Consider the following 13,178-nt stretch of genomic DNA (forward strand, 5'->3'; position numbering starts at 1 on the left):
GCGACTGCGAGTTTTCAGAACAGGTTACCCAGGGACTGATGCCGGATGGAGTAGGACTCAGACCACCGATCAGGCTCTTGGCGAATTTTGATGACCTATTGTAGTTCGGAGCGCCGCTGACTGGCTTCCTTCCCACTCGGCCTCGATCGGCTTTGTTCCGTGACCCAGTAAGGACTCAATGTTCCTTACGCCCTTTGCGGAACGAACTCCGGATGCGACTGTGGGAGGTTCACCGGGTGCATGGGGATGGTGAGTCCCGATCGCCCTGCAAAAGTCCCTGAAAACAGCCCTTAACCCCCACTGATCCGAAAGTTACGCCAGAATGCACCCTAAATTCTCAAGCTTTGAACCATCTTGCAAGGGGTTGGCTCCCATGGGCCCCAGGTCGATCGCCCTATTCCCGATCGATTTTTAACACGGCCATGAACGCAGACTGGGGCACATCCACCGTGCCGATCGCCTTCATCCGCTTTTTCCCTTCCGCTTGCTTCTTCAGCAATTTCTTCTTCCGGGAAATATCACCGCCATAGCACTTGGCCAAGACATCCTTGCGCAGGGCGGGGATCGCTTCACTGGCCACGACTCGCGAGCCGATCGTGGCCTGGATTGGCACTTTGAACTGATGGCGCGGGATCAGCTCCTTCAGCTTTTCCACCAGGGCCCGGCCCACGTAGTAGGCCTTATCCCGGTGGACGATCGCGGAGAGGGAATCCACCCGATCGCCATTAATCAGCACATCCAGCCGCACCAGCGGATTTTCCCGGTAGCCAATCAGAGAATATTCCATGCTGGCATAACCGCGCGATCGTGACTTCATTTGATCAAAAAAGTCCGTTACCACCTCCGCCAGCGGAATTTCATAGATCAACGTTGTCCGGCCCTGGGTCAGGTAGCGCATATCCACAAACACCCCGCGCCGCGTTTGCGATAGCTCCATCAACGTCCCGACAAAGCTTTCGGGCGTGATCATTTCCACCTTCACGTAGGGTTCTTCGATTGTTTCGCGATATTGCGGCTCCGGCAGCTCGCTGGGATTGTCAATCATCACCACCTCACCATCAATCTTGGTGACGCGGTAAACCACCGAAGGCGCGGTGGCGATCAAATCCAGGTTATATTCCCGCTCCAGCCGCTCTTGCACAATTTCCATATGCAGCAGCCCCAGGAAGCCGCAACGGAAGCCAAACCCCATAGCGCTGGAGGTTTCTGGCTCGTAGCTGAGGGCCGCATCGTTCAAACGCAGGCGATCGAGTGCTTCCCGCAGCTCGCCAAACTGATCGGAATCCGTCGGAAACAGCCCACAAAACACCATCGGTTTGGCTTCGGTGTAACCGGGCCAAGGTTCCGTCGCCGGTTTGCTGACCAGGGTGATGGTGTCGCCCACCCGCGCATCGCCCACGGCCTTAATCGAAGCGGCCAAGTAGCCCACTTCTCCCGCGTGCAGCTCATCGATCGGGCATTGATTCGGGGCCAACACGCCCAATTCATCAATTTCGTATTCCTTACCGGAGGCCATCAGGCGCACTTTGTCGCCCTTTTTCACCCGACCATCCATGACGCGGAAATAAACAATCACACCCCGATAGCTGTCGTAATAGCTATCAAAAATCAGGGCCCGCAGGGGTTTGTCTACGGTGTCCGCTGGTGGGGGCACTTTTTGGACGATCGCTTCCAAAATCTCGCGGATCCCGATCCCTTCCTTGGCTGAGGCGTGAATGGCCTCGCTGCAATCCAGGCCGATCGTGTCTTCAATTTCGCCAGCCACCCGATCGGGTTCTGCGCCGGGCAGGTCGATCTTGTTCAAGACCGGCACAATTTCCAAATTATTTTCCAAGGCCAAATAAACGTTGGCCAGGGTTTGGGCTTCCACCCCTTGGGACGCATCCACCACCAGCAGGGCCCCTTCGCAAGCGGCCAAGCTGCGGGACACTTCGTAGGAAAAGTCCACGTGACCGGGCGTATCGATCAGGTTGATCACGTAGTCGTTGCCGTCTTTGGCCCGGTAGTCCATCCGCGCCGCTTGCAATTTAATGGTGATTCCCCGTTCCCGTTCCAGTTCCATGTTGTCGAGGAACTGTTCTTTCATGTCGCGCGCGGCCACTGTGCCCGTATCTTGCAGCAGGCGATCGGCCAGGGTCGATTTACCGTGGTCAATGTGCGCCACGATCGAGAAGTTACGGATGCGCGAAACGGGAACGTCGGTCATAGGAGCGGAACGGTAGGGCAAACGGGGAAAGGAAGCCAACCGCATTGTAACGAATTCCATAGCGTCTAATTCGCCTTGGTGCTCTGGATTGTTTGGGGCCAATGGGGCGATCGGGCTTTCGGCATGGATCGCGATCGGGCGGGGGCGATCGGGCGGGAATGTTGCTCAAAAACAAGCACCTGGGGCGGTGGCGGCGGGGCGAGGGGCTGGAAGGGCGCAGAATGTTGATGGGGTTTGGGTTTGGCGATTTTTGGGATCTTTGGAGATGCTTGTAAATGGCTGAAAGGGTGATGGGGCAAGGGTTGGGCGATCGGCAAAAGGGCGATCGGGGGTGATGTTTTGGCAGATGCGGGGCGATCGGCTAAGATGCTTGTAAGGTTCTATTTCGGCGCTTGTTCCGTAAGGGTTTCAAGCGGCGGGGTGATCAAACCTCTGATGCCGTAAGGCGTTGAGCACATCGGTGATGCCGGTTACCTTTCCAGGTAAATACGTGATCAAACCTCTGATGCCGTAAGGCGTTGAGCACAATACATCGAAATGCTCAGATACGCTGCGGCGCTTGACGTGATCAAACCTCTGATGCCGTAAGGCGTTGAGCACGCCAAGCGGCGAGTTCGTTATCGCGGCACGATTACCCAAAGTGATCAAACCTCTGATGCCGTAAGGCGTTGAGCACAGCGATCGGCGTAGGGCCCGGGCCTGGGTTTCGGCCTGTGATCAAACCTCTGATGCCGTAAGGCGTTGAGCACACATGGAAGGTTGACTACGCCGGGCCGTTCCGCCGCCTGTGATCAAACCTCTGATGCCGTAAGGCGTTGAGCACTTCGCCCAGGAGAGAGCGATCGCCCAGGAAATCTTGAGTGATCAAACCTCTGATGCCGTAAGGCGTTGAGCACAACTGGGTGGATAAATGCTGGGCACTTGCGACAAGTGATCAAACCTCTGATGCCGTAAGGCGTTGAGCACAAGTAGCGCTTATCCGTTTCGAGGGTGGCGTTGGCGGTGATCAAACCTCTGATGCCGTAAGGCGTTGAGCACTAGTCCTTGTTCGTGTGGTCGAAGCTGTCCACCTCTGCGGTGTGATCAAACCTCTGATGCCGTAAGGCGTTGAGCACAGCTGCACATCACCACTCAGCCTCGATGGGTGACAGCAGTGATCAAACCTCTGATGCCGTAAGGCGTTGAGCACGTTGCGACGGCATCGCCCGCGCGGGCTGCGGCCTCGTGATCAAACCTCTGATGCCGTAAGGCGTTGAGCACGTTGCGACGGCATCGCCCGCGCGGGCTGCGGCCTCGTGATCAAACCTCTGATGCCGTAAGGCGTTGAGCACAAATTCACGATCGCCCGCTACCCACAGATGCCAGCCTGTGATCAAACCTCTGATGCCGTAAGGCGTTGAGCACAATAGGGATCCAAGCGCTACCACCAAAAGGCGCGATCGTGATCAAACCTCTGATGCCGTAAGGCGTTGAGCACTGTCGGTCTGGGCCAGTAGCGAAGGGGAGGGGCGGTGATCAAACCTCTGATGCCGTAAGGCGTTGAGCACAAATAGCCACAAGCTCCCCTCAATAACCGGAAAATGTGATCAAACCTCTGATGCCGTAAGGCGTTGAGCACGTGCTGCGGGTGCGCGAAGGGGTTCGGGCCGGCAGTGATCAAACCTCTGATGCCGTAAGGCGTTGAGCACCGAGCAACGTTGCAGTCAAAAATCGTAAAAACGAAGTGATCAAACCTCTGATGCCGTAAGGCGTTGAGCACGTCGTGACGGTTCCAACGGTAAAAATGGTGCGACGGGGGTGATCAAACCTCTGATGCCGTAAGGCGTTGAGCACGCTGACTTTGATCCGACCCTGCCCTTTATGACCTTCTGTGATCAAACCTCTGATGCCGTAAGGCGTTGAGCACAGCACCGCACAGCACCGAAAAACACTCGTTTCAGCCCTGTTCCAAACTTTCCAATCCCGTGAGGTGGTGAGTCTGTCGTCAGATTCGCCACCTCACCTTTTTGATCGCCTCCACCTCCTTCAAATCCTTTCGCATCAGTAGAAACCCGTACTCCCCAAAATCGGAGCTTTAACCCGCCGATTCATACCTGGCTTACTATCCGCCGCTCTTTGCCTCCGCTCCGTCACCCCCCGATCGCCTGTGATCTGTCACCACACCACCAATTGATTCAGAAAACGCCCATCTTTCGCGTTCATTAGAGAGCGAAAATCAGCCGAAAGATAATCTTTGCATTTTCGTCTACTCCTCAATTCTGAAGCCTATTCCGTAACCTTCATCTGGAAAGTCTTGTTCTAATCGATCGACTGCGGTTGGCTGTCTCTTAGGTTTAATGAAACTAATCAGGAAAGCTTGCGGCAATCATAGGTTGCTGAAATATTTGATCGCTTTGCATTCATGCTGTTTTTATGTGCTTAACGATACCTAAAGGCAGCAAAATCGAGATTTTTCAAGTATAAAAACATTCATCAAACGCCAAGATCGATCAAAGGTGCAAAGACTGAAAAATTGTATATTTGAATACGGTTTAAGATAAAATTAAAGAATTTCAAAAACTTGTAAAAAAATAATTCACGGTGACTTTTCCAAAAAAATTGGAGTACACTACCTGGGGAGTGCAGGCGTGCAAATACAGAGCGTCGCCGACCGTTAGCAACGTAAACAGTGACAGTCATGGGAAATAGCACAAAGTCCTCGAAATTTCCGATTGTTATTGAAATGGAGCCACAGGCAAACTCTGACATCGAAGAATTGGTGAACTCCGGCAAAGGTCTCATTTGTGACAACGTATCCGTTGCCCTAGAGCAACTGAAAGCCCAAGGAATTTTGCCCGAAAGCGTCATCCCCGTATTTGTTGTTGTTGCATCCTCCGACGACTAGTGAAGAACTGATGTGCAATCATCCCCAAAGGCTGCTGAGCTGAAGCTTAAGCTGAAGTTTTGGGGACAGATTTCGCAAGTGTCCGATCGTCCCGTGTAAGCATCAGCGCAAATTTAATGATTCAGCCCGATCTGATCCCGATCCCACTGGAATTGCCGCCAGAGCAAAGGCTGCTCCCGGTCAACAACTTAAGCTTCCTGAAGAACCGAATCGTTTTGGTGCTGTACGAGGTTTCTCGGCTGACCCTCAAGTACTCCCTCAAGAATGCGATAGGTGCAGCCAACCTCAAAACAGAGCTGGCTCGGGATATTCGGTTCTCCATCGAAAAGCTGGGGGGATTGCTGATTAAGGTGGGTCAGCTCCTGTCGCTTCGCTTGGATCTCTTCCCCGCCGAAATTTGCCAAGAACTCTCCAAGCTTCAGGATCGATCCTATGGGTTTTCCCTGGACTATGTTCGGCAAATTATCCAAGAGGAATTAGGCCTCCCTCTGGAAAGGATCTTCATTGAATTTGAAGAGCGGCCCTTTGCGGCTGCGTCAATCTCGCAAGTCCACAGGGCCCGAATCCCATCCTTTCCTGGTGTGGTTGCTGTAAAGGTTCAGCGCCCAGATGTTGAAGAAAAGTTTGGTCAAGATCTACAACTCATCCGCTTCTTGCTCTCCCTGATCAAGAAGCTGAAGCTACAGAGCTATGTGGATTGGGACAACATCAGCCTAGAGCTTGATCAAATGATTCAGGAGGAAATTGATTATCGCTACGAAGCATCCAACCTGGAACGGATGACGGTGACGCTCAGGGAACACAACATCTATGTTCCCGCTGTGATTGGTGATTACAGCACCAAGAAAGTCCTGACCATGGAATATATTCCCGGCATCTTGATGTCAGATTATATCCGTGCCGCCAGTACTGATCCCGAATATCTGGAAAAGATTCTTCGACTCAATAATATTGACCCGAAGTTGGTGGGAAAGCGCCTTTTTGAAAGTTTCTTCCGTCAAATGCTGGAAGATAACTTGTTCCATGGAGACTTGCATCCTGGCAACGTCATGCTGTTGCGAGATAGCCACATTTGCCTCATTGATTTGGGGGCGATCGGTAGCCTCGATTCCCACTTCCTGCGCTACTACCGACGCAGTATGCAGGCTCTCGGAGAACGGGACTACGATCGAGCACTGGATTACAGTTTGATGTTGTGCGATTCCCTGCCCACAGGAGACATTGAAAACGTCAAAGCGCAACTGATCCAGTGCTATCGCCAGTGGGATGCCAAAATGAACATCCGCAGCCTCTCATACCATGAGAAGTCGATCAGCTCGATCGGGGTTCAAATTGGGTCGGTCATGCGCAGGAACCGCGTTTCCTCCAGTTGGCAACTGCTGCGAGTCTTCCGCACCTGGGGATTGATGGATGCATCCTTGAATTACCTAGTTCCCAACGCAGATTATATGAGTCTCGTTGGGGGATATTTTCGAGGGGCCGTTAAGCGCAGTCAGCTTCAGCTTAAGCAACTGGGCATCACGGAAATTGTGATGCAACTCACGGAGAAAGTTGCCGAATTTTCCGATCTGACAACGATCGAGCTTCGTGGCAAGGCAGTTCGCAAAAGAATAGTCGCTGAGCAAAAAACCTCGTCAAAGCTCGCTGACAAAGCCAAGAAATTACTCTGGCTTGGGATCATCGTTTTGGCTTGGATTTTTCTGCATCAACACCTCGAAACAGCCGTGAGCTGGTTACCACCGAATCAATACTCAGCTTGGGCTAAAAGTGTTCCCAATCTTGCTATTGAAGTTTGGGCTGGGATCCTAATTATCTGGATCTACTTACTCAAAATTCTCTAGCTTTGATGACATTTTTTCTGGAGGTTAATTGGGTTCATGTAGAATATTAAGAAAGCCGAATATGCCTGTTCGGTTATCAAGAAATATTCTAGAATTTGCGAGAGATGGTTGTTTTGTGAATTGAATTCAGACGAATGTTGATACTTCAGTATTAGATACTTCAGTGTTAAATACTCCAGTATTAATAAACATGTCTGTTTTTATTCAATAGTTTGGTTTGGAAATGACACCAATCATCCAAGGTTCTAATCACCATGACTTCAGTACTTCATTTTGATGGTCAGTCGAATTACATCCGAATTCCCCATCAAGAGTCCCTCTCCCCTGCTAATAATTTCACCTTCGAAGCTTGGGTGAACGTTGCGCAAATTGGTGGCTACCTACGCTTATTTTCTAAATTTCCAGGCTTTGGCTTTGGCCTCATCAACGAAGCGCTACTTTTTACGGAATATTGGATTGTTGACTATGCAGCCTCTGTTTCGATCGAAGCGGGATCTTGGTATCACGTTGCCATCGTCTTCAATGCTGACAACGATGTGTTTTTCTACCTCGATGGAGAGCTAGTTCAAACCATCCTGGGCGACACCCCCGCCTCCATCACCCAAGGCCCCCTCGAAATTGGCCGCAAAGCAGAGGGCCATGGCGAATATTTCCAAGGCGATTTGACCGAAGTTCGGTTCTGGGGCACTGCACGCACTCAAGAGCAAATTCAAGCCTACAAGTCCTATCGACTGCTCGGATCCGAAGAGAATTTGTTGGGCTATTGGCCTTTGAACGAAGGCAGCGGAGATGTCATCAACGACAAGAGCACCGCTGCCAACCATGGAACCTTGCAAGGCTCCCCTATTTGGAAGAGCGCTGCACTGGAACTCCCAGAAATTCTCCCCAACATCCCGCTGCCCGCTGAAGTTCAGGAAGCCGAAGCCGCTGCCGCCGAAGCCGCTGCCGCCAGCGAGACCATCCCCAGCCCTGGTTCCTTCCCCATCATTGTTGAACTGGAATCCGATGAAGCAACCCCCGATCGTTGCTTCGAAGAGTTATTGACCAGAGGAGATGGCGCGATTTACGACGGAGTCACCCAAACCCTTTTTGCTATGCGGGAACAGGGGCAAATCACCCAAGCAACAACCCCCGTTTTTGTCATTGTTCGGCGCACTCCTGAATCTAAGAGCTTGCTGCCATTTGCTCTGTAGCATCCCCGAGCGCCAAGGCTAGTGGTTTAGGCAAAGGGCTGAACCGTTCAAGCGCCCTGAGTCTACGTTTCTATGCCGCTCATTGCCTCGCCTCAGAGCTTTTCGGAACGAGTTTCACAGGTCAACCCATTCCAGTCACGAGTTTTACCTACAAGGAGTTTGATTCATGAGCAGCGGTAACTACAAAAACCTGGCACTGCAAGCAGGAGGCGTGTTAGGAACAGCCTACGTAGGGGTTGTGCAATCCCTGAACGAGCGCGGCCTCCTCTCCAAATTTGAGCGCGTTGCTGGGTCTTCTGCGGGAGCCATCATGGGAACCTTAATTGCCCTGAGGTTTTCAGCAGCAGAGATCGAAGACATCATGATGAACCTGAACATGGGGGAGTTCACCGATCCCACCAGCCCGATTAACCTCGTCCAGAATTATGGTTATTATGCCGGGGATGTTTTCTATCAGTGGATCCAAGACATCATTGCGCGCAAACTAACGAAGAAGGCCACCTTTGAAGATCTCGTAGATGCTGGATTTGCAGATCTTTATGTCTTCGGTACAGATTTGACCGCTCGAGGATTGCGGGAGTTCTCCTACCGTGCGACTCCTGACACGCCAATTGCAGGCGCAGTGCGCGCTTCCATGTCCATTCCCTTCTTCTTCCAAGCTTGGCGATTCCCCGGCGGCATTCCCGACAATCACTACTATGTTGATGGTGGCTTGATCTTGCCCTATCCCTTGTGGACTTTTGATTATGCGCCCTTCACCAGCGAAGAGGGCTACAACGAAGAAACCTTGGGAGTGAGCTTAAGAACCGGCTTCAGCCCCTCTGGTCTAGAGAAAGGCTTTGACCTGAAGGAGTATTTCGAAAGCCTATTTGAGGCTACGTCCTCCATTCGGATCAGCGCCCGCAACAAGGCACGGACGATCAGCATTGACACCTTAAAGCTCTCGCCCACTGATTTCAACATGAGCCACGAGGACAAGCTGCGGCTGGTGAAGAGTGGTTATGAGGCGACGGCGGAGTTCTTTAAACTCAAGGACGAATTGGCAACGATTGCTGCTGCCTAAGCGAATCATGAATTCATGGGAGCAACGTCATTTCCCTCTCTGAGTTGGCCATGGCACGGTGTTGACTAATTTGCACATCCATTCCCAACGCGGATAAGCATAATCAGTGCTAACAAGAGCGCTCTATGCTGAACCTTGTTTAATTGGTCAGTTAGCTCTTCTCTGGCTTGCGAAAAAGAAATGGCGGCTCCCGTGAAGTTTGGAATTACCTGCCCTTTTGTCCCAAAATACCTCTACGGGATGATGAGCATTGGCAGGAACTAGAAAGGCCTAGCCACTCCGTTTATCCCTTAGGAATCGGACACATTGAACCCTACGCTCAAACAGGAGGGAGTGGTCTAATTCAGATTGGAAAAGAGCAATTTTCCACTAGACCTTGGGATCAATATCGCGACCTCATTCACAATGTAGCAGCGTTAATACACTTGAATCAGTCTTTAATCTCGCCTTAATTTCTGCTTTTCGTTAATCAGAGATAAACTGAAGCAATAAGCTCAATTAACTAGTAGAAAATAATTCAGTTGGGCTAAACCGACTGATAATTGCAGACCAATTTCTTCGCTATGGTTTTCTCGACATCACTATCTTTTAATTACTTCAAATTATTCATTAATCAATTGTTTTCGAGAAAAATTTTCGAGAAAAATAACTCCATTTAAAATCATTTTCCAAATAATTTCTGCCTTGAAAAGGTAATCTTTTGATGCCTAAACTTGGTCTTTGATTTTTTAAAAAATGACCTTTTAAAAGATTTTTAGAAAATCATTTAATGCTTCAATTTGACTTGACATTTAATAAGAGAATACATTAATCTGAATGAGGATTGAGTTTGATTTTGAGGAATACCAAAAGCCATGCGAACCCCTATCCAGGTTGGATCAGAAATCAAGCGAATCATCACATTTGAGGCTAACTCAATTGGTGAAGCCATGCCGGTTGTGATTTACAAGAAGAAGGTTGTTGACCCTGCTGCTCAACCAGGCGCGATCGAGGCTGCTCCAGTTTCTGCCAAGGGAATTTTGGAAAAGATTGTCGATTCGCAAATCCAGGCTGCCAGTGAATTCAAGACTCTCAATGAGCAATCAGGGGAGAAGTGGCTCAAAGACCTGGCCAAGAATATCTCACTTGCCCTTGTTAAAGGCGGAGATGCACTTACTTAAACAGCGATCTTCGGGGTTGGATTAAGCAAGGGTGCTGGCTTGTTTGGCATCCTTGTTTGACCATAACTTCAACCTGTAGAAAACTCAAATTGACAAAAAACTTAGACATCACGCCAAACTACTTCGGCCTTTTGTCTTAAGAGAGGGTCTTTTTGAAAAATTTTCCTGAGAGGTTTTAATTGAAAAACTAGCTCAGGAACTAAGAATATTTTTGTCGAAAATTTGTCGAAGTTTGTCAAAAAAAGATTGTTGACAAAATTGTTGATCAGTCAATTCAAAAAATTCCTAAGGCTAGCAATAGCTGTGATTGACTCTTGAAGCGGCGAAGGACAAAGTAAGGATAAAGCTATGTTTTCATCTTCAGAATTTCCTGCCTCGGCCCAAGACAAAATCCAATACATTAGCCTCGCAACCTGTAATGGCGTTGTTCAATGCGTTTTTACGCTAGATAGTTGCCTGAATGAAGATCTATTTTTCAAGAGCTTCGATTTGGTTTTAGATTCAGAGGTGATCCTGCAATGCCAGTGGGTGAACAACAGTGTATCGCCCTACTGGCTGCGATCTGAGGAAAAACATAAAGACCGATTCAAGCTGATTGAAGTCGCCGATGTGCAACAGGCTGTTGAAGAGTTTAGATCTCGATCGATCGATCCAACAACCGATAGCTTGGTGCAACTGAGAATTTTCCGGCACCAAGGCGAAAACGCACTTCAAGATACGTTTTGCCTCAAGATGTCCCACGTTGTTTCTGATGGCAGTGGACTGCGGTGTTTGCTTCAGTCCCTTGCTGAAACCTATGGGGTGCTGCAAAACGGTCAGGAACATACCCCGAGTTCTGTAACCGTTCGGCGTGATGGATGGCAAGTTCTTGACAAGGTTCCTGCCAAAAAGAGATGGCAATTGCTGAGAAAGGGCAAGAAGAACTTCTTGAAGCCAGGTCAATTAAAAGTGCCATTTAGCAATTGCACCCATGAAAATCAAATATACATAACCTACAAATTGGATCGGGGGCAGATTGAGAATCTAATTCAGTATGCGAAAGATCGTGGAGCAACCCTAAATCAAGTGATGTTGACAGGGTTTGCGCGTGCTCTGCGTCGGTTCACCAATGCAGGGCCTGATGCATCACTTCCGATTATTAACACCCTCGATCTTCGCCATTATCTCCGGCATGGAGATATGCCTAAAATTTGTAATCTCGCGGTTCCATTGATTTCTAACATTCATGTCAACCAAGCAGACTCCTTTGCAGACACCTTGTCTTTCATAAAATCTGACTTAATCAGCCAAAAAAGAGCCATGCCTGGCGTTTTGCCAGCAATCGCCATGGAAATTCTTTTTCTCATTCCTTTTGCCTGGGTAGACTGGCTACTTAACCAAGCTTTTGACCAAGCTGCTGAATCAGGAATTGGCACACCCCTATTTTCGGATGTTGGCAACACTGACATCCCCATCCCAGGACATCAAGTGGTTTATTCCTACGGCTTGGGTCCCGTTGCCTATGCCCCAGCTTTTATGATGACGGCTTCTACCTTTAGGAACACCGTCACGCTTGGTGTGGGCTTCTGCGAGTCTTCAATTAGCCGTGGCGATATGGGCAAAATCTTTGATCTGATGGTTGAGGAATTTGCAAGCTGCACTGCCTGATTACAACCTCCGATTCTAAAAACTTGGCTTGAAGAATCAGGGCTGTTGACGCTTGACCTAGGTCTCAATCCTATGGATTTGACAAGACGAAAACTGCCAGGTTCTTTAATTTTCAATCTTAAGGGCCTGTTGTTAAAGATCTGTTTCTCGAAGCTGATGACTACGAGCTTGCTTTGAAATTCACTTTGAAGTTTGCGCTGCTTAATTGGCTTCACCGAACTTCCCTCATGTTACCTAAATGTCCTGATTGACGCACTGAAGGAGCGGCATGATGAATTTAAATGTTGTTCTCTTTCCGGGTCAAGGATCCCAATTTTGTGGAATGGGGAGTGAACTATTTCCTCATTATCCGCAGCTTTTGCAGCAAGCAGATAATATTCTTGGCTTTTCTGTAAAAGAGCTGTGTTTGCATGATCCCAATGGTGATTTGAGCCGAACAGAATTCACTCAAATTGCTTTATTTGTGGTGAATGCCTTGGCTTGGCAGTCCCATATTGATTCGGGTGGTTTTTGGCCTAGTGCGGCTTGCGGGCACTCTTTGGGCGAATACAATGCGTTGTTTGCGGCGGGAGTGTTTGATTTTGAAACGGGGCTAAATTTAATTCGATATCGAGGACAATTGATGGGCCGTCAGCAGGGTGGTGGAATGGCGGCAGTGATTGGTAGCAATGCGGAAAAAATTCGCAAAATCTTAGATGATTTTGCATTTGATACGGTTGATATTGCGAACTATAATTCGCCTCGGCAAGTGGTCATTTCAGGGCCCAAGCGCGATATTGATGATTTGGCGGCTGTGTTTGAGGAAATTCCAGACACGAGATATGTGGTGTTGAATGTTAGCGGGGCTTTTCACTCGCGTTACATGCAAGAAGCAGCGCGAGAGTTTGGAGAATTTATTCGGACAATGAATTTTCGTGCTCCGCGATTTTCAGTAATTGCTAACACTTCAGCGCAGCCTTATACGCTGGAGAATGTGGTTGAGAATTTAACGCAGCAAATTGCGAGTCCGGTGCGCTGGACAGAAACGATCGCCCATTTGTGCGATCGGGGAAAATGCACGTTTCAAGAATTGGGAGTGGGCAACACGCTAACCCGACTGCTGTATCAAATCTCTCCAGATTTGGTTCCCGAAAAGGTTTAAGGGAAATTTGAAAGCGCAAGTTGCAAGCTCAGTTGAAGACTAG

At 49.4% G+C, this 13,178-nt stretch carries 9 protein-coding genes and 1 CRISPR repeat array; of the genes, 8 read left to right on the top strand and 1 reads right to left on the bottom strand.

What is annotated here, in order from left to right; translation table 11 throughout:
* Positions 1 to 394: 394 nt before the first annotated feature.
* Positions 395 to 2,206 (bottom strand): translation elongation factor 4, encoded by a 1,812-nt coding sequence (lepA, locus tag ACZA91_RS10725; RefSeq protein ID WP_099532124.1) that lies wholly within the window; start codon positions 2,204 to 2,206, stop codon positions 395 to 397.
* A 75-nt stretch (positions 2,207 to 2,281) separates the two neighbouring features.
* Between lepA and ACZA91_RS10730 the strand changes: the two genes are divergently transcribed.
* The 8 genes from ACZA91_RS10730 to fabD all read left to right on the top strand — a co-directional run bounded on the left by ACZA91_RS10730 (position 2,282) and on the right by fabD (position 13,135).
* The gene (locus tag ACZA91_RS10730) at positions 2,282 to 2,434 is read left to right on the top strand and encodes a hypothetical protein (RefSeq protein ID WP_463182317.1); all 153 of its coding nucleotides are present in this window, start codon (positions 2,282 to 2,284) and stop codon (positions 2,432 to 2,434) included.
* A 192-nt stretch (positions 2,435 to 2,626) separates the two neighbouring features.
* Positions 2,627 to 4,112: a CRISPR direct-repeat array (repeat unit 36 nt; unit sequence GTGATCAAACCTCTGATGCCGTAAGGCGTTGAGCAC).
* A 771-nt stretch (positions 4,113 to 4,883) separates the two neighbouring features.
* Positions 4,884 to 5,090 (top strand): DUF6200 domain-containing protein, encoded by a 207-nt coding sequence (locus ACZA91_RS10735; protein WP_099532229.1) that lies wholly within the window; start codon positions 4,884 to 4,886, stop codon positions 5,088 to 5,090.
* Between the two features lie 116 nt (positions 5,091 to 5,206).
* Complete coding sequence (locus ACZA91_RS10740) at positions 5,207 to 6,931, top strand: ABC1 kinase family protein (protein ID WP_463182318.1); 1,725 nt, start codon at positions 5,207 to 5,209, stop codon at positions 6,929 to 6,931.
* Between the two features lie 254 nt (positions 6,932 to 7,185).
* Complete coding sequence (locus ACZA91_RS10745) at positions 7,186 to 8,124, top strand: LamG domain-containing protein (protein ID WP_190534432.1); 939 nt, start codon at positions 7,186 to 7,188, stop codon at positions 8,122 to 8,124.
* Positions 8,125 to 8,290: 166 nt separating this feature from the next.
* On the top strand, positions 8,291 to 9,187 hold the full coding sequence (locus tag ACZA91_RS10750; protein WP_099532232.1) for a patatin-like phospholipase family protein: 897 nt from the start codon (positions 8,291 to 8,293) through the stop codon (positions 9,185 to 9,187).
* 854 nt (positions 9,188 to 10,041) lie between these two features.
* The gene (locus ACZA91_RS10755) at positions 10,042 to 10,347 is read left to right on the top strand and encodes a hypothetical protein (protein ID WP_099532233.1); all 306 of its coding nucleotides are present in this window, start codon (positions 10,042 to 10,044) and stop codon (positions 10,345 to 10,347) included.
* Positions 10,348 to 10,695: 348 nt separating this feature from the next.
* Positions 10,696 to 11,994, top strand: a complete 1,299-nt coding sequence (locus ACZA91_RS10760; protein WP_463182319.1) for a condensation domain-containing protein — start codon at positions 10,696 to 10,698, stop codon at positions 11,992 to 11,994.
* A 268-nt stretch (positions 11,995 to 12,262) separates the two neighbouring features.
* A complete protein-coding gene (fabD, locus tag ACZA91_RS10765; RefSeq protein ID WP_463182320.1) occupies positions 12,263 to 13,135 on the top strand; it encodes an ACP S-malonyltransferase in 873 nt (290 codons plus the stop codon).
* The last annotated feature ends 43 nt before the right edge of the window (positions 13,136 to 13,178 follow it).

The organism is Limnothrix sp. CMB-01, from assembly GCF_055193175.1.